Below are 21771 nucleotides of genomic sequence, written 5' to 3'. Positions count from 1 at the left end.
ATAGCGACAATAAGGTGTCCGCATGGCGATATACCTGCCCGCCACCGACACACTGCTGCTGGAGGTGCCGAAGACCGGTAGCAAGTGGTTGCGTGCCGCGGTCGCCGCCGGCGGTGTCGAGCATCGGCAGGTCGGGCCCGAATCTTGGCGCGGGCACGGCGATCTCACGGTGCACCCGGAGCCGCACGCGATGGTCGCCTGTTTCGTCCGCGATCCGGTGCGGTGGTATCGCTCCTACTTCGCTTGGCGTACCGAGCGTGGCTGGCGGCCGCGCTACGAACTCGACCGGCTCTGTGCCGCGGACACGTTCACCTGGTTCGTCCGTCGAGCCGCCACCACGCTGCCCGGATTCCTCAGCGGGTTCTATCGTCGCTACACCGGGCCACCCTGCGCACCAATCGATTTCGTCGGACGGACCGAGCGGCTCGCCGACGACCTCGTCCGGCTGCTGCGGCTCGCGGGCGCGGACTTCGATGAGGCGGCACTACGCGCGACCCCGCCCGTCAACACCACCGGCATCAAGCCGCAGATAACCACGGAAATCGAAGAGCTGATCCACATTTCGGAGTTTCACACGATCGGCAGGTTCGACTATGGGGACGACTACGCGGATCGACTCCGACTGCGCGAACTCGGTAGCGCCTATCCGGAACACCTCGACAACTTCCGGCGGCTCGCGCTGTGGGCCGCGCAGAATCACTGGAAGTACGACGACGCCAAATCCCCCGACAAACTGGCCGGCACGCGGCACGCGCGCAACCTGACCAACTTCGGGCTGTACGCCCAGTTCGAGCTGCACGATCTCGAACTCGCGGGCAGGCTCTATCGCCGCGCCGTCGCCGAAGATCCGGCGCATCCGCGCAGTCTCGGGACCCTCGCCGTATTCCTCGATCAAGTCGAAGGCGATATCGAAGCGGCCGACCGGTGCTTCCGCGAGGCGCTGCGGGTGCGGCCGCGTCATCCGGAGATACTGGGCAACTACGCGCTGTTCATGAAGAACGCGCGGCACGACTTCGCCGCAGCGGAGGAGCTGTTCCTCAGGGCGATTGCGGCCAAGCCCGACCACGCCCGCAACCTCGGCAATTACGCGACTTTCCTACACACTGTGCTGGGCGACTACTCGCGCGCGGAGACCTACTACCGGCGTGCGATCGCCGCGGACCCCGATCGCGCGTCGTTTCGGGGGAACTACGACGAACTCCGGAGAACCATCGCAAGTGGGGACTCGTCGTGAGCGCGAAGCGTTGTCGCAGAAGGTTGATTGCTATCTTTACGGAAGTGGTCCAGTGAGCTGGCAGTTGCCCATCACGACGAACCATTTCCATGCAAAACATACTACCCAGCAGGCGATTTCGATACACTTACGCACGGTGAACGGGGGCGCGAAGTCACCTCTCCTCGGCTGAGCGACGCACCCAGATTCCTTCATCAAAACCCAGCTATGACACCTTTCCGAGTCAGGGGTACGAAATGAGCATCAGTGAGAAAATCGCCGCCGGCGAGCTGGACGATCTCACGTTTCACGGCAAGCTCGAGGACGGGCACCTGGTGCCCGGCGGTCTGCTCGGCGACCAAGCCGCCATGGACGACATCGACGTCGGCATCTATGTGCTGGAGAAGGACGGCACCCTGATCGCCTGCAACAAAACCGCCATCGGAGCCTGGGGCCGCACCCCCGAGCTCGGCACAAGCGAAAAGTACTGCGGCGCATACCGTCTGCGCTACCCGTCCGGCGAGGTCATGCCGCACGAAGCGGCCCCGCCCTCGGTGGTCATCAACAACGGCGGCACCGTCCGCGACGCCGACGTCATCTGCGAACAGCCCGACGGTTTCCGCCTGCTCGCCCTCGTCAACGTCTTCCCCATCCGCGACGACTCCGACGAGGTGGTCGGCGCGGTGAACATCTTCCGCCACAACACCACCAAGACCGTGCCCGGACTGCTGGAGTCGGCCGGGGCCAGCTGACACAGTTCCTGTAGCTACGTAGCGCCTCTCTGCGCGGAACCGCCTGCACGGAGAGGCGCCGCCCCGAGCATCTCCCACCGAAGCCCCGACATCCGTCTGTCAGATGACTGCCAGGCACCCAATGCCGCACTCTTCAGGCGGCAAGTTGTAGTACCGAGTCCACGACCTCTCGTGACGACGATGACTCGTGGATCGTTTCTGGCACATAAGCTTCGGGGTCGGGTAGCTTGGGGCGTGTTCGGACATCGACGGGCGGAGGGGGATGCCGATGGATGACAGTGCGGAGCTTTACGCCGAATTGTTGAGTAAGGTCGAGGCATTGCTCCCAGATGTCGCCGCCGAGGTTCGCCGGGAAGTCGCCAGGGGTGGTCGAGAAATCGAGCTGTACGAGCTCCCAGAAGTCTGGGAAATGTATGACGGTCTGTCCGTGTCAGAGAACGGGCTACCAGAAACAACCGTTGGGCACGACCCGAATGACACCACGGTTGCGACGCCTTTCGAAGACGTGCCACAGCCGCACAATGATCCCACGCCACGCCCTGATTTAGTCCAGTCCCTCTCCGGTGACCAGGCTCTGGAGACTCTCCTCGAAGCATTGAGCACGCTGCTCCGGGTGGTCGACGGATCCGAACAGGAATTCACAGTCTTCCTGAGCCAGTGGGGAATCCGTTCCGTAGCGTTCGGGGTCGACGGCGTGCGACAAGCCCGTGTCGGTACGGCCGAGACGAGCGAGGTCTCCATTCACAGGGAACGGATACGAGAACATCTGTCCGAGCTTCTCGCTGCACTGAGGGAACAGCAGTGGTAACGCGGCAAGAGTTGAAGGCCGCAGTCGAGACAGCGCTCGCACTTTCGCTGTCAGGTCGGTACTCGACGCTGGCTCGGCCGACAGACCTCTACGAGGCGGCGCTGTTCGCGATCATGCTACGGGCTGCCGAACAGGCTGGGGGCACAGTTCTTGTAACCAACGACGGCCGGACACCGACCAGAGATGTCAGGTTTCGAACCGGGCCAGGCGTTCTTGCATCAGGCGATGAGTACACATTCGCTGTCGTGACCTTCCCACCAACGTCTGAGCGGTGCGAACAAAAGCTCGAAGTGCACCTCGGGATTGCATTCGCGGGGCGATCAGGGATCTGCCATGAGTGTGACATCGCAATTCTCACCCATGCGGAAGCGAAGCGCGTCCGAACAGGAAAGCGAAAGTATCCCTCGGCGCGTGCGCTGATCGCGGCCGTCGAAGCGAAGTTCCTGGTTCGAGGTCCGGTCCTCGGCGACGGCCGTAACCTGATCGGCCTAGGATCAGAACTGCGTCTCGGCAAGTTTCGTCTCGTCGCACCAACGAATGGTTCCGATGCTTTGCGCACTCTCCTGGCGCACTGGGCCTGCGGGTTCTTCGAAGAATTGATCCCAGGCTCGGCAGCGGCGCTAGAACTAGAAGACGAAGTACATGAGACAATTCAAGATTGGTTGAGTCGGCGACGTCGGCGTGTAGTCGCTGCAGTATAAGTATCGCCAGCAGTCCGTCCAATCACGTCGGACACGCCCGAACCTGGAGCGATGGACGCTTCGGGTCAGGCGTCGTCCTCCGGCAAAGTCACTGATGCTCGGTAGTTGGGGCAGTGGTCTAGGTGGGTGGTGTGGGGGCAGGTGAGGAGCCAGTGGAGGTAGTGGCGGGCTGATTCTAGGGCGCGCATGCGGGTGTCGATGGTGGCTATGTGGGTGGTTACGGTGGCGCGCCAGTCGTTTTGGCCGGGGCGGGCGGTGAGGAGGGTGGTTATTTCGTCGAGGGTCATCAGGCCGGTGGATTGCCATTGTTTGATCAGGGCGATTCGGTAGAGCTGGTCTTGGTCGTAGCAGCGGCGGCCGCTGCGGCGGTGAGCGGTGATCAGGCCGCGGCGCTCCCAGTAGTGCAGGGTGGAGAGGGGGATGTCGAAGTGGTCGACGACGGCGGCGATGGGTGTCAGTGGAGGCATTTCACTAGTTGACCTCAACCCGGGTTGAACAGGCAAGGTAAGCCTTAGCTTCGTTGTTTAACTTTGGGAGGACGAGACGTGCCTATCGAGCCATACTCCATTACCGCCGCCGCCCGCGCATTGCGTGCGGGCGAGACGACGAGTGTCGCGCTCATCGAGACGGCGATCGCGCGTGCCGATCGGTACGACAGCGAACTGGGTGTCTACCTCGCCCGGTTCGACGAGTCGGCCAGGCGGCAAGCTCAGCGCGCCGACGAGGAGCTCGCCCGCGGTGTCGATCGTGGTGTGCTGCATGGCATTCCGATCGCGGTGAAGGACACCGTCGCGGTGGCCGACGGTGACACCACGGCGCAGAGTCTGGTGCACGACCGCGAGTGGGCCGCGGGCCGGGACGCCCCGGTGGTCGCCAGACTGCGCGAGGCGGGCGCGATCATCACCGGCAAGACCACAACGATGGAGTTCGCCTGCGGGGTACCGAGTTCGAGTGAGCCGTTCCCGCTGCCACGAAATCCGTGGGACCCGAGCCGCTGGGCGGGCGGCTCGAGTTCGGGTACGGCCGGCGGAGTCGCGGCCGGACTGTTTCCCGCGGGGCTCGGCTCGGACACGGCGGGCAGCATCCGGATGCCGGCAGCGTTCTGCGGGGTAACCGGATTGATGCCGACCTTCGGCCACGTTCCCAAATCCGGTTGCGTGCCATTGGGTTACAGCCTGGACCGCGTCGGGCCGCTGGCTCGTACCGCGGCGGACTGTGCCGCGTTGCTGGCGGTCATCGCCGGTCCGCATGCGAGTGATCCGGACAGCACGGTCGCTCAGGTCGATCACCGACAAGTCAGCGAGCTCGACTCCGGTGCCGCGGATCTGACCGGGCTCCGCGTCGGGGTGGCGCGTCATGCGCATTTCCCAGTCGACGCCGACCCCGCTCTGCTAGGCGTATTCGACTGTGCACTAGGCGTTCTCACCGCCTGCGGCGCCCAAGCCGAAGAGGTCACCCTGCCGTACTGGAACGAAACCATCGTGGCGACAATCGTGACCGCGACGTGTGAAGCGCTCGCCTACCACCGCACCACACTGTCGCAACGATGGAACGACTATTTCGTCGCATCGCGCGGACTGCTCGCCAAGGGGGCACTGGTCTCCGGCGCGGATTACGTTCAGGCCCAGCGGGTTCGGCGTGTCGCGCAGGCGGCGATCGGTGAGCTGTTCGAACGGTTCGACGTGGTGGTCTGCCCGACGGCGTCCGTGGGCGCGCCGCGATTCGACGAACTCTTGGACGAGGCCGGGTTCCAGGATGACGCTCGGCTTTTCGGAAAGGTGTACACGCCCTATTGGAATGGGCTCGGCACCCCGGTGCTGGCGCTGCCGATGGGCTTCGGCGCGACTGGATTGCCACTGTCGTGGCAGATAGCCGGTCCCGCGTTCGGTGAGACCACAATTTTGCGGGTCGGCGACGTCTTCCAGCGGCACACCGAGTGGCATCGACAACTGCCGCCACTCGATCGGACGGCGGTGGCGCTATGAACGACATCGATGCGCTGTTGGCCGCCGCCGGGCTACCGGCGAGCGCGGCCGAAATAGCCGGCCTTGCAATGACTTACCCCGCGTATCGCGCGGCGGTCGATGCACTGTATGCCGTGCCCGCGGCGCGCTACGCCGACCCCGCGACGCGGTTTCACGCGGTGGCACGACTCGCGGAGTGGGACCGATGAGCACCACGGCGGCTCGCGCGCGCATCCGGCGGTGGGAGCCGCGACGGATGGTGCTGGCATTGGCCTGTATCGGATCGTTCTCCGTCGTCATGGACGCCACCATCGTCTCGGTCACCCTGCCTGATCTGCGCGCGGACCTCGGCTTCTCCCCCGCTGCCCTGCCGTGGGCGGTGAACGCCTACACCCTGGCCTTCGCGGGCTGCCTGCTGTTCGGTGGTCGCTGCGCGGATGTGTTCGGCCGCCGCCGGATCATGCTCATCGGGCTGGGAGTGTTCACGGTCGCTCGGGTGGCGGCCGGTCTGGCCGAATCGCCGGCGACGCTGCTGACGGCGCGGGCGGTACAGGGCGTCGGCGGCGCGCTGCTGATGCCTGTCACATTGTCCATGCTGACAACAACTTTCGTGGAGCCGGCGGCGCGGGCGCGCGCGTTGGCGACATGGAGCGCGGTGGCCTCCGCCGGTGCGGCGAGCGGGCCGGTGGTCGGTGGACTGCTCACCGACCTGGCGGGGTGGCGCTGGGTGTTCTTCGTGCTCGCACCACTGGGTGTGGTGGGTATGGTGGGCGCGATTATGGTGCTGCCACAGCATATTTCGGGCCCAAACCGGATGCGGCTGGACATGGTCGGCGCGCTGCTGGTCACCGCGGGCATCACCGGCGTGGTGCTGGCGATCATGCGCTCGGCGGCCACCGGCTGGGCCGATCGCACCGTGCTCGGCGCGCTGCTGGCCGGGTTCGCGCTGATCGGAGTTTTCGCTGTGCACCAGAGGTTTTGGTCGGCGGAGCCGATCCTGCCGCTGGATATCTTCCGCGCTCGTTCGGTGAGTAGCGCGAACGTGGTCATGTTCCTGCTCGGTACCGGCTTTCTGGCCAGCCCCGTGCTGCTGTCACTGTATCTGCAAGACGTGCAAGGTTATTCGCCGCTACTGGCGGGCATCGGGTATCTACCGGTCGGCGCCGCGATGTTCCTCGGGGCGCGATCGGCCGGGTCGCTCACCGTGCGATGGGGTGCACGCACCGCCACGATGCTGTACTGCGCCATCGGCGCGGCAGGCCTGCTGTGCACCGCGTGCGGGATCGCGGTCGACGCGTCTTATCTATGGACGGTGCTGATCTCGGGCACGATCCTCGGCTTCGGCACCGCCGCCGCCTTCACGCCGATCACCGTCGCCGCGACCGACGGGGTGCCCGCCGAACGCAGTGGCCTGGCCGCCGGCGTGCTGAACACCGTGCGCCAGACTAGTGGAGCGGTCGGGCTGGCCGCGTCGAGCGCGGTGGCGCTGTCCGCCGGGTACGCCGCGAGCTTCGGCGCGTGCGCCGCCTGCCTCGCGGCCGCCTGCCTGGTGGCGATGGTCGCGATGCCTCGACGCTAGATGCCCGTGTTCCGGAAGCGTCGCCGAGGCGGCTGGTGTTGCCGCACACCGGCGTAAACCCTCCGTCGCACCACCACGTGCAGAGGCGTCGCGGCCCGCGAATGGGCGGCGCTGGGAGCCAATGCATTTCGTATCGGTACGCGCCCAGACCCGATAGTGGAGTTTCCACCCTCGACCCGCTGCGGACAGAGGGCGAGATCGACGGCGTCGAACGGAGCACCCTGGGCGGCGCACATCCGCCCTGCCCAGCGCACCCCGGGAGGCGTGCCGTGGCCAGCGCACCCCGGGAGTCGCGCCGTGGCCAGCGCCTGTGGGCGGTGCACCGTTGCGAGCGCACCCCCAACCGCTGGAGCGAGCAAAGCGGAGGAATGGAGCAGAGTCATAGGGTCGCGACTTGATCTTGCGGGACGACCATATGACTCTGCTCGGTGGCGCGCGGGCCGTGTGATGCGCGACCCGCGATCCATATGCGGCTGCCGTTCCTGGCGCGCCTCCCGGCGGGCAACGGCTCCGGCAGCGCGGGCTCGGCGACCTCGGCCCGCGCCAGCGTTTCGAGGACGGCTCGACTACCTTGGATGGTCGGGGCAGCACCGCGACGTCTGCGGGGCGATGCCCCCCCCCGGCGCGCGCACCGTGCCGAGAGACGTTGCCGGGCAACCTGGCTCAGCGGTCGTGGTTCGCCACGAGCCACTGTGCCCCGGCCGGGCGTGGCCTCGGGCATCGAACCCCATACGCACAACCGGCAGTGGTTGCGCGGCACGCTGGCCGCCGCTCGGGTGAGATTACGGCCCGAGACGGCGGCCCGCTGGAGCGGCGCGCGGCCCAGCGTCCCGAGCATCGTCAGCACGACGAGCAGCTCCAAGCCGCGAGGGCGCGGCCCTGGTGAACCCCCTACGGTTTCCGGCCGTCCATGTCGTCCATCTTGTTCGCGGCACCGTACATGCCCTTGCTGAACTTGGCCGCCGAGTCCGCCATGTTGTCGCCGCCGGTCAGCAGGTTGTCCGAGGACTTGGTGTAGCCCTTGTCGCCTCCGGTGAACTTGTCTCCGTAGTCGTCGTGGCCCCACGGAAACCCGTGGGACTGCAAGTTGTTTCGCAGCGTGCCCATGATTTCCGTGGTCTTCTTGCCGACATCCTCCATCTTGGCCGCCGCGCTGCGCAACCGCGTGGTGTCCACCTCGACCCTGCGCTGTCCTGTCATGTCTTCATCTCCTGCCTCCCTGCCGGATCAGTATCGATCGACGACACGCCCGTCCTCCCAATGTGTTTCGAGACGCTGCATCAGATGGTCGATATCGCGCTGGATCCGTTCGGTCAGTTGCCTGCGCCCGGTGGCGACCGCGATCGGCGCCCCGTCGAGCGACATCAAGTACCGCCCGTCGTCGGCCACGTCGCGCCACATCATCTTGGTCTCGTGGATGCCGCGCGGCCCGTACTTCGAACGACCCTGCACCACGATGATCGATCCGGTGCAATCGGCGCGCCGCTGGAAGAACTGCTGGGTCTGATAGACCGGCGAGCTGTCGCGGTCGTCTCGGACATAGCTGGTCCCCCAGGTCGGCGTGATGTGCTCGGCCGGGTCGGTCACTATCGGAATGTCCTGCGAGCGACCGGCTTCCACCTGCGGCAGCCGGTCGACGACGGCGTTGGCCAGGCCGCGTGGGTCGCACTCGGTGACGGTGAACGCCGGGGTGTCGTAGGTGAGCAAACCGGGCCGCTGTTCGAAGAGGTAGCCGAGCGCACCGGCTCGCGCGGCGTGCAAATGGTACTGCTTGGACATATTGTTCTCGTCCTGCTCGTCCCAACTACGCACTCGCACAAACAGTTCCGGCGCGGTCAACACCTGGATCGCGCCGTCGAACGAGCCGCCGAGCCGTCGTCGCAGGTCCTCCCAGGCCGCACGCTTACGCCGTGCCAGATCGTCGGCCATCACCACCTCGTCGGTGACGAACAGGAACGGCGTCGGCAGCGAACCCTCGCGATACTGCTCGCACAGGACGATGAACTCCAGCGCGGTGAACTTCCACTGCTGTGTCACGGCTCGATCACCGGCTTCGACCGCTCGATGTCCGGACCGAGGGCGCTATCCAGATTGGTCACGGAGTCAAGGTATTTCGGCCGCTTGTACTCCCCGCTGCCATTCTGCGCGCCGGGCCCGGGGCCCGGGCCCATGGGCATACCCGGCCCGGCGGCCCCGTTGGGGTTGGCCTGCACCTGATGCCCCTCGGGGAGGCTCTGAATCGCGGCCCGCGGGAACAGCTTCGACGATTCCGACGGTGTGGACAGGGTGGTCAGCTGTGAGTGTGGACCAGGACCGGGACCTCCGCCCGAGGGAATTCCGGCGCCGCTGCCCCTGAGGGCGGACGCGAGATCGCTCGGCAGCGAGCCGTTGCTGCTGGCGAGGTGCATGGGCTGCAAATCGCCCATGCCCGGGATGCCGAGCATGCCGTTGTTCGCCAGACCGGCGAGGGTTTCGGTACCGGTTTTGATCACGTCACCGAGAGTCGAGGTGAAGCTGGTCAATCCGTCGGTCAGCAGCTTGATCACATCCGCGCCGCCCGGGGTCTGCGCCAGGGTCCGCCCCAGAGCCTGCATGGTGTCCGGGCTCAGGTTCCGCAACGTCTCCGCGTCGAGGTTCTTCAGGACTTCCGGGCTGAGATTCCGCAGCACTTCCGGACTGAGATTCTTCAGCGTCTCCGGACTGAGATTACGCAGGATCTCGGGATTGAGGTGCTTCAGCTGATCCGGGCTGAGGCCACCCAGGATGTCCGTTCCGATTTTCTTCAGTTCGTCCGGGCTCAATCCCTGCAGCAGATCGGAGCCCAGCTTCTGCAAAGCCTCGGGGCTCATGTTCTTCAGCATCTCGGGGCTCAGCCCGCCGAGCAGATCCGAGCCGATCTTCTTGAGGGCCTCCGGGCTCAAATCCTTCAGCGGGTTCTCGCCGTGCAGCAGCTTGTTGAGCATATCCTCGGGCGATCCCGGTGGCGGCGGCGTGCCGCCGCCCGGCCGGGAGGGCGTTGTGCTGACCGGCGGGGTGATTTTGGGAGTGTTTCCCTTGTCCGCGACACCCGGCCCGCTGTAGGGCATGGGGCTCGAATTGTCGTTGGCACGTCCGGTGGGGGCACCGCCGGGGGAACCGACACTGCCATTGGGCTGCGGTGAGTTCCGAGACCCGTCTCCCTGACCGTAATTGGAGAGGTCGGGTATTTGCGCCTTCGGGCCCGGTGAACCGTTACCGCTGCCGTTGGAGCCGGAGCCGCCGCTAGAGCCGGAGCCGCCTTTCGACCCGCCGTCCGAGCCACCGCCGGGGACCGCGGCCTTGTTGTCGCTGAGCGCCTGTTTGTTGCCGTCTTGGAAGCCGCCCTTGTAGTTCGGGCTGTTCTTGTCTATGCCGCCGTTGTTTCCGGTGCCGCCGGGATTACCACTGCCGCCGCTGTTCCCGGAGCCGCCGGGATTGCCGCTGCCGCCGCTGTTTCCGCCGCCCTTGTTCTGGCCGTCGCCCGGACCGTTGCCATTGCCCTGACCGTTGCCGTTCTTACCTCCGGCGTCCTTCAGACCCTGGTTGTAACCGTCCTGGTAACCGGCCTTGTACTCGGGGCTGTTCTTGTCGATGTTGTTGCCACTGTTATTGCCGCCGCCGTTGTTGTTACCGCCGCCGTTGTTGTTTCCGTTCCCGTTGCCATTCCCCTTGCCGTCACCCTTACCATCGCCCTTGCCGTCACCCTTGCCGTCGTTCTTCTCCCCCGGCGGCGGCGGTTGACTGACCGTGCCGGTCACGGCGATCAGCGGCATCGCGGCGACAGCGCCCTCGATACCGGGCATGTAGGTGTCCTTGTACCTGCCGCGGTAATCGCCCAGCCGGTCGCGCTTCACACAGTCCGAGGCGTAGGTGGCGTCCCAGGTCTTCTCGGGGGTCTTGTTGTAGGTGTAGTTCAGCCACTTCGAGCAATACAGCAGATCATTGCCGAGATTGGTCAGGCTGTTGGCGAAGACGAGCGAGTTCTCGGCGAAACGCTCGATCGCCTTCTTCGCCTGTTCCGCGCCCGCACCGGTCCACATTTCGGTCGCCCGCTTGATGGAGCCGTTCAGGTCGGTGAGGTCTCCGCTGAGTTGTCCGGCGATCGAATTGTATCGAGTACCGGCCTCATAACTGCGCCAGTCGTGTCCGATCAGCGACTGACCGAAAGAATGAAATCTATCCCAGCCCCAGCCACTGCCGTCCTCGGGGACGATCGGGTTGCCGGGGTCCGCACCGACCGGCGGCTTGATCTTGTCCGGATTGCTGTCGGTGTTCGACGGATGCGGCTCCTTCGGCGGCTCCGTCTTCGGCTTGATGGGATCGACCTTCTGGAGATCGCCCACCTTCTCGAGCGCTTCGGTCGACTTGCCCTCGGCCCGGAGATAGTTGCCCCCGGCACTGAGGAAGGTGTCGCCCATGTCCTCCATGATTATCTTCATGGTGTCCATCGCGGCGAGGACATCCCTGCCCTTGGAGTTGAAGCGCTGCGTGAGCTGGATCCCACCCGTCTCGTCCGACCAGTTCTCCATGTCGGCCATTTTGTTGTTCCGGATGTAGTCCTGATACCACTTCAATTTTCCGATCATGTCGTGGCACAGCTGTGCGCACCTGACCACGATCTCGGGATCGAACTTGAGGGTATCGAACCCCAGCGTATGGTGATCCGCCTTGGAACGCAGATCCTTCCAGTCGTTGACCGACGTCTTGGTCGTATCGTCGATCTTCTTCGGCTGCTCGTCAGCCATCTGCGGTACTCCTCGTGGTCGATCGCGCCGTGCTCTCCGGCTCGACTTGCTGGCTCGAAACTCCCAGAACGAAAGGGACGTCGACGGAGTCGTCGGGTCCGGCTCGGTCGGGCGCCTCTGATGGCGAAGGCATCAACATCGATTTCGGTGTCTTTCGAGGTTTGTCGTTCTTCTTGCGTTGTCGGCGTGGTGGTTTCTGCTTCGCGCCTGCGGCCGGCGACGCCGCGGGGGACGCGGGTGGCGGTGCGCCGCCGGGCGCGGACATCGCGGGCGAAGACTGGCCGTCGTGCATGGGGGCCATGGGCGGGCGTCCCGGCGAGAAGGGCTGCTGGGTGCCCACACCACCCGGCTGCGACGTATTTCCTTGCTGCTCGGGGATTTTCGCCTGTCCGGGTGCGGCCGGATCGTTCTGGCCACCGGGCGCACCGTGACGCTCTCCGGTGCCCTGGCCGGTCGCTTGATCTCCGGTTCCCGTGCCGCCGGAGCGTTCTCCGGTGCGTTCATCGCCCGTACGCTCGGTGGCGCCGGGTGCGTCCGCGCGGTTTTCGGCTCCGTGAGCGGGTGACCGGACATCGGAGGGCGAACCGTTCTCGGAACCTTTTCCGTCCGAGCGGTTCTCAGTGCCCCCATCACCGTGACGGTTGTCACCGACACGATTCTCGGAGCCCTGTCCGTTCGGACGATTCTCAGAGCCTTGGTCACCCGAAAGCCCTTCGGAGCCTTGACCACCGAAGCGTCCGTCGGAACCCTGACCACCGAGACGCCCCTCAGCGCCTTGTCCTCCGAAACGCCCGTCCGATACCCGGCCGTCGAGGCGACGATCGGCGTCCTGACCGCCGAAACGCCCGTCGGCACCCCGGCCGTCGGGGCGACGATCGAAACCTTGACCTCCCGAACGGCTTTCGGAACCCGAACCGTCCTGCCGGACGCGGGTGTCCGGCGTGCCCGAGTTCCTCCCCGCGCCAGGATGTTCGGCATTGCCGTACTGGTCCGTCGACCCCGGCCGACCGCGCGACGTGGCCGAGTTGTCCTTGGAGTCGGACGACGTTCCTCCCGGCCCACCGAGTCCGTTCTCGCCCAACTGGTTCAGCATTCCGCGCAGCGCGGAAAGATCTGGCGGTGGCGCGTTCCGCGACGAGCTCCCCGGGTCGAGGAGACGTGAGAAGTCCGGTGATCGTTCGCCCTCGCCCGGTAGCTCCGATCCCCCGATGCCACCTGGCGGGAGCATTCCGTCCGCGCTGTGCAAGTTTTGCAGCATGTTGGCCAACTCGGCCGGGTCCAGCTGCGGCGGAGGCGGTTCCTGGTCTACCGGAGGAGGTGTCGCATCGCGCTCGGCCGAGCCGTCACGGCCTACATCGGATTCGCCGGCGCTGGAGTCGCCACCGCTGCCGCGCCGACCGTCGGCATCCGTCGCGCCGGAATCGCCGAATCCGTCGCCGCTTCCATCCGCGGAGCCCGAATCGCCGAACTCGTCGCCGCTTCCACGCCGACCGCTGCCGCCCCTCGCACCGGAATCGCCGAAGCCGTTGTCGCCGACGCGGTCCGGCCCGCCGCCTGTACCGTCACCGCCGCCGTACCCGCTGCCCTGCCCGGAACCACGATCGTCGTCCCAATCGCGTTGGTCGCCAGCGGGTCCGCTGCCGTAATCGTAGTAATCGATCTCGTTGTCCGGGCCGGGCGGACGCCAATCGTCCGAGCCGGGCGAACGCCAAACCCGCCAATCCGGCGGAACCCAGTAGCCCCGATTCGGCGGATCCCACAGGAAGTTGTCCGGCGGTGTCTCGTCCTGTTCCTCGAAGCCCTCCGGGAGCCAATCCTCGGTTCCCGGAGCGGTCGGCGCGCGATAGGCGTCGGGCATCGGCTCGTTCTTGTTCGTGCGAGGCGGCCGCGGCTTGGCGGTCAGATCCTGGCCGTCCACATAGGGATTCTTCGGATCGGCCGGCAACGCCGCCGCGCCCTCCGGATCGGAGACGTGCACCTTGTTCTTGTCATCGACGGTCCAGGTGGTGCCGTCCGGCCTACTGCCCCAGGCGGTCTGGTTCTCCGTGGTGACCCGCACCGCGCCGTCACCCCGGATCTCGCGCACGTCCGTGTCGTTGACGAAAGCCGTTCCATCCCTGTGTGTCCCACGGGCCACGCCGTTGCTGTCGGTGAATGACGCGCCGTTCGGCCCGATCTCGGAGACCGATTCGTCGGGATGCACGACCCGCAGGCCCTTGGGTGTCCGCTCCAGCTGCGCGCCGTTCGACAGCTCGATCGGCTCGTTGATCGGCCGGGACTCGGTCTGCCCGTTCGGCGTGGTGACGCGCACGGACCCGCGCGGGCCGCGCTCGTAGACGGTGCCGTCGCCGTCGAAGACCCTGACGCCCTTGGGCGTCGACTCGAGGCCGATTCCGTCGGGCCGCTCCATCTGGATGGTCGCGGGTTTGCGCGGACCATCCTGATCGAAGCCGCCGAGCCGATCGCGCGGCCCGATGTTCAAAGTGTCGTTCAGGTCGTAGTGGATCACCGTGTTGTCGGGGTGCTGGGTCCGTCCGCCGCCCTGCGCGTCCGTGGCGTCGAACACGACATGCTTGGTGCTGTCGGGCAGTTCGATCGTGACGACGTTGTTGTGCTCGATGGTCTGTTTGGTCCCGTCGGGGCCGGTGATCACCGTCGGCCTGTCCGGGCCCGACTCGACGACGGTGTTGTCCGGCTTGTAAAGGGTCCGGTCGCCGGTCGGCGAGGTGAATTCCGCTGTCCCGTTGGGCCTTACGATCGTGGTCCAGCCGTCCGGGGACTTCGTCCGCACAGATCCGTTGTCCAGCACCGTGTGTGAGACCTGGTCGGGCCGGGTGAACGTCGGCGACTGCACACCGCTGCCCTTTCGGGTGGTCGCGTCGGGGCGGGCCGACGGGCCGGTGCCGTCCGGGCCGACGAACACGATCGAATGGTCGGTGTCGATCTTCAGCAACTGCGGATCGCCGGGGCGCCCCACCAGCACGGCCCCGTCCGCGCCGACCTCGTGCCTGGTGCCGTCCGGGGACGTGATGAGGAACTTGCCGTCGCCCTCACGCTTCCACTCAGCCTTGTCGTTCGGCACGGTGTTGCCGGGCGTGGTGTCCGTCGTCGGCTCGTCCGGACGGATCGGGACGACGGTGCCGTCCGGCTCGAACCGCGTCCGCTCGTCCCAGGGCGAACGGAGTTCCGCTCCGCCGTCGCGCTTGATGATCGTGATCGAGCCGTCCGGGGACGTGGTCCGGACCGTGCCGTCGCCCAGCACCGTGTGCTGGGTGCCGTCGTCGCGGCCGAAGCCGAAGTCCCCGTCACGGCCTGTGCCGGTACGCGGTCCTGCTTCTGCTACAGGGTATTTGCCATCATTGGGCAAGAACTCGACCGAGTTGTCCGGCCGGATCAGGACCACCGTGTCGTCGCCGGGGCGAGCGAGGAAGATGTTCCCGTTCTTGTCCACGATGTGCTCGGTGCCGTCGGGTGAGGTGATCAGCGCGTCGCCCCGGTCGGTGCGCGTCCAGTTGGGGTGGTTCTGATCGGCCTCGAAGGTCCAGCCGCCGCGGCCGCTCGACTCGGCGTCGTGGCCGCGCTGGCCGCCGTGGTCCGGCTGGGCCGGTAGCATCGCCGCCCGCGGCGCCGGCCGATCTCCCTCGGCGCTCGAGGACGAACCGGAACTCGACGGCAACCGCTGCCACCCGGGCCCGTTCGAGCCGGACTCGGACGGGCGCTGCCTCGACGGCGGGACGTTGCCTGAATCCGTCGCGGGCGCGGATGTGCGCCGTGGCTGCGACGTGTCGTCGCCGAGACCGGTATTCGGCGCCGGGTGCCGCTGTTGCCTCGGGTTGTTCGATCCTGTCTCCGAGGCGGGTGAATGCTGTTGCTGGCCATCAAGATTCAGGCCCATGGGTCGCCTCGGCGGCTGACCCGAACCGCTCGAGTTCGTATCCGGCACGGGCGAACGCTGCGGCTGACTCGCTCCCGACTCCGGCGCAGCCGACGAACGCGGATGACCCGAACCCGCCGAGCCCGTGTCCGGCGCGGCCGACGAACGCGAGGGCTGACCCGAATTCGAACTCAACTCCGACACCGACCCCGGCGCACGAGGCGACTGACCCGAATTGGAGCTCAGATCTGACACCGTCCCCGGCGAACGCGGGGACTGACCAGGACCTGTCGAACCCGTCTCCGATACCACCGTCGAGCGCGGGGGCTGACCGGAGCCGGTCGAACCCGTCTCCGGCACGGACGAGCGCGGCGGTTGGCCCGAGCCGGACGAACCCGTCTCCGACATGGACGAACGCGGCTGACCCGAACCAGCCGAACTCGTATCCGGCACGGCCGACGAACGCGGCGACTGGCCAGAACCAGTCGAACCCGACTCCGACGCGGACGAACGCGGATGACCCGAACCCGCAGAACCCGACTCCGGCCCAGCCGACGAACGCACCTGCCCCGAACCGGTCGAACTCGTATCCGACACATTCGACGAACGCGGCGGCTGACCGGAACTCGAGCTCACATCCGAGACCGACCCCGGCGAACGATGCGACCGGCCCGAATCCGAACTCAAATCCGACACCGACCCCGGCACACGATCCGACCGGCCCGAATCCGAACTCAGATCCGACACGGACCCCGGCGAACGATGCGACTGTCCCGCGGCGATATTCGGCTCAGGCGCGGTCGAGCGCGACGGCGTCTGAAAACCGTCGCCGGGTGTTTGGCGCTGCCACTGCAGCGAACCGTCGCTCCCGGCAGTCCGGTGCAGGAGCGGCTGGCCGCTGTCTCCGCTGATCCGATCGGTCGATCCGCTGATCACCGACGAATCGCGCCCGCCACCAGTCGAATTCGCCGAAGAGGTCGGTCGCGACCCTGCCGCATCGTTCCTGCTGTACGAATCTCCACTGCGCCCCGCAGGATTCGAAGTCGAGGGCGCACCCCGATCGCTCCCAACACCTGTGGAACGACCCGGCGGCGGACTCGACGAGTACGAATCGCCGTTGACGCCGACGACTTTGGTTCCATTACCCGACTGCGTCGAGCCGGGCTGACCGGATCCGCCCGACCGGTCACCGTTGTACTCGCTCGTAGTAACCAAGGGCCTGTTTGTACCGTTGCCGTTCGGCTCGTAGCTCGACACGCCATTGGGCGACTGATTCGACCGCCCCGAGCCGTTGTCCCCGGTCCACCCGGCCGGGTGGACGCTTCGTCCGTCACCTCCCGATCCGTTCGATCCCTGGACCGTGACGTGCTCGCCGTCGAAACCATTTCGGCCGCCGTTGAATTCGACGTTGTGGGAGCCGCCCCTGCCCGGATCGAACGAGAACCCGCCCCGCACCGGGGTATCCGCCGACCCGTCCCGAGGCCCTCTCCAATCGACCCCGAAGCTCTTGTTACCGAACTGATTGAAACCGACGTATCCCTTGACGCCGCCGGTGATCCCGCCGCGCGCCGCGCCGCCGACCCAGCCGGCCGGGTTACCCAGCGTCCCGGACCAATCCCCGGTGATCAACGCGGCACCGACACTGCCGGCACCGTACTCCAGCGCGCCGCCGCCGATCCCCACGATCGCGCCGTTCCCGGCCCGCACCCAGGGGTTGGTGAACTTGTCTCCGAAGAACTTCGTCGTGAATTTGTTGATCCCGTTGGCCCCGATCCGGCCGAACGGCGCGCCGACGCCCGCGGAGAAGATCGCGACCCCGAGCTCTTTCCCGTCGATATTCCGCCGATGCCCGGCCGCTTTCTGGCCGAGCTGCACGGCCAGATCGAGACCACCGGAGATGAACATCGCCTCCAGGATCTTCAGCACCCAGTTCTTGCTGAGGCCGGCGAACCTGTTTCCGAACACCGAGAGCACTTTGGCGATGATCCGCTCCTGCAGCTGCCACTCCAGGCGTCGCAGAATGGACTGCGTGGCAACCTCTTCGGCCGCCTGCACAGCGGGCGCGGTGGGCGGAAAGGCCCAGGCCCAAGCGATCTCGATGGCCAACGCGATCAGCGACACGATCGTCATCAGCTTCGCGGCCTCGACCTGCGTGCCGAAATCGAAAGTGGCGTCGGAGATCTGCTCCATGAAGCTCGCCAGCGACTCCATCGACTGATCGCCTTTGAGCAACTGGTCGAACATCGCGCCGATCTTCTCGCCGCCTGCGCCTTCCGGATAGGCCGAGACGGCGGTGCGTTTGGCATCCTCGATGTCGGGGATCTGACTGCGCAACGCGGTGGCGGTGTCCTTGTAGGCGGACGAGACGGCCCAGATCTTGTCCTCGTCACCGTCGGGCCACGCGCCGCCCGCGATCCACCCCAGCCAGCGCAGCTCCGGTGGCAGATAAAGGCTCATAAGCTCAGTCGAGGTCGCTGACTATCGAGCGGCGCCCGAGTGGACGCGCGTCGTCGAAGCCCGCGTCCTCGTCGTCGTAGCGCCGCTCCGGCGAGTTCGGCGGCGCGGTCGACACGGGCGGCGCCACCGGAACCATCGAGCGGACATCGGGCATGTCCTCCAGCAGATCCGACAGGTGCGGTAACCGAGACTTGCGCTCCCGCAACGGCTCCATGAGCCGACGGCCCTGCTCGCTGACCTTCTTGGCGGCGGCCTGTACGGCCTCGGTCATCGCCTCGGCGATCTCGGTGTAGGACAGATCGCTCACGTCGTCGGCGAACCGGGTCTCGATGAGGATGCCATCGGCGTTGACGGTCACGGCGATTCGTTTGTCGCACGCGGTGACGGTCGCGGTGAGCCGGGCACGGTCGCGTTGAATCTTCGCCAGACCCTGCATCTGTTCCGACATCGCTTCCATCATCATCGCGGCGTCGGCCCGCAGCCGTTCGTTCACCACCAGAAGCCTCCGGATCGTAGGTCGAGCTCATTCCGCGAGACCGCGCTGAGCATGGGCCAGCCCCTTCTTCGTCAGAGGACGAGTTCGACGCCCGGTCTGGCGCGGCGTTGCTGGAAGCGTTGTTCGAAGCCCTCGGTATAGGTCGACGGCGGCATGGAGGAAGACGACTGCTCGATGACCCCGTCGTCGGCGATGTAGAAGATCGCGCGGCCGATGGCGATCTCGCCGGGTTCGGTCGGCGCGAACACCATCCAGCCGACCTCGAGCCGTTCGGCGACGAGCGTGTCCAGCGGGTAGTCGGTGGTGTCGACGTCGAGGCCGATGATGTAGTCGCGCACCAGGGTGATCGCCTGGTCTCGCGATAACGGCTCGGGGGCCGTCGCGGTGAGTCCGGCCAGCGACAGCTGATACATCGCGCCGTCGATATTGGCGCCGGGCTGATCGAACACCGCGGTCAACGTATCGCGGGTCACCACACCGGCTTCGGCGGCCGCGACCAGCGTCGCCGCGGCCGTGCGCCGCTGTTCCGTGGTGTCGTCACCGGTGACGCCGCAGACGATCTCGGCGACGGTCTCCTCGGTCCACACCCCCGGCACGGCCGCGCTGATCAGGTCCGCGGTCGGCGACTCGCCACGATGCCAGCTGCCGTTGGCCCACCAGTAGCAAAACGACAAGAGGCCTTGGGCCGCACGGGGATTGAGCACCTGGTTGGCCACCCACTCCGGGGCCCCGGCATAAAGGTCCGGCAACTCGTCGCCGTCGTTGTAGGCGGCGTCGAGTTCGGCGGCGTTCCAGACGCCACCGGAGAGCACCGCGCGTCCACCGGGCAGGACGAACAGCGTGGAGCCGCTGCGCGCCGCGCCCTCGAAGATGCCCAGCGAGGGGCGAATTCGCGGTCCGAGCCCCGAGCCGACGGCGACGAAGGCCGCCGCGATCGTCGCCCAGCGGGCCCACAGCACCGGCAGCGCGGGGAAATCCTCCCGCGAGAGCACCGGCGTGATGTTCGCCTCGCGGTCGTCGCGGGCCTGCGCGGCCGCCTGTTCGGGCGAGCGCCACTGCCGCTCGTCGTGGAAGTTGTAGGCCGCCAACCACACCGGGATCCGCTCCCGCGGAAACGCCTCCAGGTCAGCGCGGTACGCGTCGGTGGACAGCAGCTGATCGTCGGGGAACGGCTCGTCACCGTAGTCGTAGTCGACCTCCACCGCGCCAGTGATCTCGAGCTCGACCATCATGCGCCACCACGGTCCGTCGCCGAGCTGCGCGGAGATCTCGCGGTGCGTCAGCACGAGTTCGGTTACCTCGCTGGACGGCTCGGCCCGGGAGACCTGATCGGTGTCGTCGTAATAGCGCACATAGGCGACGCCCCCGGCGACGGTGAGCGCGAAGACCGCCTCCAGCCACCGCCAATTCTCCGGGCCCGCCGCGCCGAGCTCGCGCGCGATACGGTGGGCGAGTTCGGCCGCTTGCTCCTCGATCGCCTGCTCCTGCGCCGACCATGGGTCGGTTGCCTGCTCGGTTGCGCCCCGCTCGCCGGCCTGCGGCGCAGCGGCCTGCTCGTCGGCGGCCTGCTCGGCAGACGCCTGCTCGGCGGCGTGGGGCTGCTCGGCGGCGTCGAGTTGCTCGGCGGCGTGGGGCTGCTCGTCCGCCGTCTGCTCGACGGCCTGCGGCGCGGCGGTGTCGGCACTCGTTTCGGTCGCACCGGAATCACTTGGCGCGGAGGGCGTCTGCGGCGCGTCGGCTGTCGGCTCGTCGCCGCCCGCCGGTTGCGCGCCCGCCGTGCTCAGCCGGAAGCTGACGTCGACGGGGTTACCGTCCCCGGCCCCGTTCTGCTGCTGGGGATCGCTCATATGATGATTTCTTTCTCGTCGGTACGCCGCGTCGGCCCACCGAATTCAGGCACGCGGCCGGCCACACGTTGCATTTGTCCAGATAGCGCTTCCATCATCATCGCGGCATCGACTCGCAGCCTTTCGTTCGATACCGGCAGCTACTGCAGCGCAGTGCGAACTCGTACCGCGACATCGAGGTCGAGCACACACCACTGATGGGATTCAACACCATGCGGCCCAGTCGGGAGTAAGTCTCACATAACAGGGCGTCATAATGGCGTAATAATTGCGTCATGACGGTGCGGAGGACACCGAATTCGAGGTCGGCACGGGGTCTGCGGCACCCAGTCTCGGGGTTCGTCGCCGACGGTCGAGCGGTTGTCCTGCCGAGGGCGTTGCGGCGCTGCATGTCTCAGCCACGGGCGGGTCGGTCGCCACTCAGCACCGCCCTGGCGTGCGTCGGCCGTGCATGCCCTTCTCGATTACCGCTATGGTGGCTCGACGACAATGGCCGAGCGTTCCCTTGCGGCATCGACTCGCGATTTGTCGTTCGATACCGAGCATAGTCCGCAGCGCAGTCCCTATCACGAAAACTTGTGTCACGGGTGCCGTCGACACGTTTCACCACCGGTATTCAACATCACGCGGGTCGACCTCGCGCAATATCCCCATAACAGAGTGCGTAATAGCCACATAATAATCGCGTCATGCCGGGATCCCGGCCGGTGTGGCGTGGTACGTTCGCGAGGTAATCAATGGCGGAGCCACGCATCGCGGGTTCACAGTTCTTCGCGGTAGGAGACTCGACGTGCGCAACGAGCGAATCAAGGGTGACGCCGCCGATCTGCTCGACACGGTCAATCAGCACATTCGCTCGATCGCGCAGGTGCAGCAGCAGCGGGTGGAGCTGACCGCCAGCGCTACCGCGGGCAAGGGGCAGGTGTCCATCACCGTCAACGCCGACGGCGTGGTGATCGACACCGAGTTCGGTGACGACATAGACGAATTGGACTATGACGACATCGCCGACGCCGTCACCGAGGCCACCCAGGCCGCCGCCGCCGAGGTCGCCCGCAAGGCCGAGGAATTGATCGCGCCCATTCGAGAGACCAGGTCCCGGTTGCCGAGTTTGTCCTCGATCGTCGAGGGTCTGCCCGATTTGCGCACGAAAACCCCTGAGCTGCAACGCGCTTCGTTCGACTCGCCCGCGGCGCGCAAGGAGCGCGGGTCCGATGCGCCGAACCGGCCGTGGTCGGTCGCCGACCACGACTGAACGGCGGCCCGGTTGTCGTTCATGACCGAGTCGAACACGTCGTCGGCCGGCGGTTCCGTCCG

The 21771-nt window shown here is 66.6% G+C and carries 15 protein-coding genes; 8 read left to right on the top strand and 7 right to left on the bottom strand.

What is annotated here, in order from left to right:
- The first annotated feature begins 22 nt into the window (after positions 1–22).
- From ON39_RS43765 to ON39_RS49485, 4 genes are all read left to right on the top strand, one after another.
- Positions 23–1234, top strand: a complete 1212-nt coding sequence (locus ON39_RS43765) for a tetratricopeptide repeat protein (protein WP_040743072.1) — start codon at positions 23–25, stop codon at positions 1232–1234.
- A 236-nt stretch (positions 1235–1470) separates the two neighbouring features.
- Positions 1471–1965 carry a PAS domain-containing protein gene (locus ON39_RS43760; protein ID WP_040743070.1) on the top strand — a complete coding sequence of 165 codons (495 nt, stop codon included), beginning with the start codon at positions 1471–1473 and terminating at the stop codon, positions 1963–1965.
- A gap of 268 nt (positions 1966–2233) precedes the next feature.
- A complete protein-coding gene (locus tag ON39_RS43755) occupies positions 2234–2773 on the top strand; it encodes a hypothetical protein (protein WP_146251336.1) in 540 nt (179 codons plus the stop codon).
- On the top strand, positions 2767–3474 hold the full coding sequence (locus ON39_RS49485) for a hypothetical protein (protein WP_146251335.1): 708 nt from the start codon (positions 2767–2769) through the stop codon (positions 3472–3474). Before ON39_RS43755 ends, ON39_RS49485 begins: the two co-directional genes overlap by 7 nt.
- A 65-nt stretch (positions 3475–3539) precedes the next feature.
- On the opposite strand, the gene ON39_RS43750 is transcribed toward ON39_RS49485, so the two are convergent.
- Positions 3540–3941, bottom strand: coding sequence for a helix-turn-helix domain-containing protein (locus tag ON39_RS43750; RefSeq protein ID WP_040743060.1), 402 nt, complete (start codon positions 3939–3941; stop codon positions 3540–3542).
- Between the two features lie 78 nt (positions 3942–4019).
- On the opposite strand from ON39_RS43750, the gene ON39_RS43745 reads away from it, so the two are divergent.
- From ON39_RS43745 to ON39_RS43735, 3 genes are read left to right on the top strand one after another with little or no spacing between them, the layout of a single operon-like run.
- Positions 4020–5459 carry an amidase gene (locus ON39_RS43745; protein ID WP_246003161.1) on the top strand — a complete coding sequence of 480 codons (1440 nt, stop codon included), beginning with the start codon at positions 4020–4022 and terminating at the stop codon, positions 5457–5459.
- Positions 5456–5647: a hypothetical protein gene (locus ON39_RS43740; protein WP_040743058.1), complete on the top strand. Its 192-nt coding sequence runs from the start codon at positions 5456–5458 to the stop codon at positions 5645–5647. The genes ON39_RS43745 and ON39_RS43740 overlap by 4 nt, the downstream gene beginning before the upstream one ends.
- Positions 5644–7017 (top strand): DHA2 family efflux MFS transporter permease subunit, encoded by a 1374-nt coding sequence (locus tag ON39_RS43735; protein ID WP_051187902.1) that lies wholly within the window; start codon positions 5644–5646, stop codon positions 7015–7017. The genes ON39_RS43740 and ON39_RS43735 overlap by 4 nt, the downstream gene beginning before the upstream one ends.
- A gap of 891 nt (positions 7018–7908) precedes the next feature.
- On the opposite strand, the gene ON39_RS43730 is transcribed toward ON39_RS43735, so the two are convergent.
- The 6 genes from ON39_RS43730 to ON39_RS43705 form a co-directional block, all read right to left on the bottom strand.
- On the bottom strand, positions 7909–8217 hold the full coding sequence (locus ON39_RS43730) for a hypothetical protein (protein WP_040743056.1): 309 nt from the start codon (positions 8215–8217) through the stop codon (positions 7909–7911).
- Positions 8218–8244: 27 nt separating this feature from the next.
- A complete protein-coding gene (locus ON39_RS43725; RefSeq protein WP_040743054.1) occupies positions 8245–9054 on the bottom strand; it encodes an ESX secretion-associated protein EspG in 810 nt (269 codons plus the stop codon).
- The gene (locus ON39_RS46615) at positions 9051–11780 is read right to left on the bottom strand and encodes a WXG100 family type VII secretion target (RefSeq protein WP_051187901.1); all 2730 of its coding nucleotides are present in this window, start codon (positions 11778–11780) and stop codon (positions 9051–9053) included. The genes ON39_RS43725 and ON39_RS46615 overlap by 4 nt, the downstream gene beginning before the upstream one ends.
- The gene (locus tag ON39_RS43715; RefSeq protein WP_040743052.1) at positions 11773–18111 is read right to left on the bottom strand and encodes a WXG100-like domain-containing protein; all 6339 of its coding nucleotides are present in this window, start codon (positions 18109–18111) and stop codon (positions 11773–11775) included. Before ON39_RS43715 ends, ON39_RS46615 begins: the two co-directional genes overlap by 8 nt.
- A 4-nt stretch (positions 18112–18115) precedes the next feature.
- Positions 18116–18604, bottom strand: a complete 489-nt coding sequence (locus ON39_RS43710; protein ID WP_146251334.1) for a YbaB/EbfC family nucleoid-associated protein — start codon at positions 18602–18604, stop codon at positions 18116–18118.
- A 74-nt stretch (positions 18605–18678) separates the two neighbouring features.
- On the bottom strand, positions 18679–20454 hold the full coding sequence (locus tag ON39_RS43705) for a hypothetical protein (RefSeq protein WP_040743047.1): 1776 nt from the start codon (positions 20452–20454) through the stop codon (positions 18679–18681).
- Positions 20455–21244: 790 nt separating this feature from the next.
- Between ON39_RS43705 and ON39_RS43700 the strand changes: the two genes are divergently transcribed.
- Entirely contained in the window at positions 21245–21709 is a 465-nt protein-coding gene (locus ON39_RS43700; RefSeq protein WP_040743043.1) for a YbaB/EbfC family nucleoid-associated protein, read from the top strand.
- The last annotated feature ends 62 nt before the right edge of the window (positions 21710–21771 follow it).

The sequence above is a fragment of the Nocardia tenerifensis NBRC 101015 genome, from assembly GCF_000308715.1.
Classification (GTDB): Bacteria; Actinomycetota; Actinomycetes; order Mycobacteriales; family Mycobacteriaceae; genus Nocardia; species Nocardia tenerifensis.
Note: the sequence above shows the minus strand (reverse complement) of the source record. Positions and strands in the feature narration are given on the sequence as shown.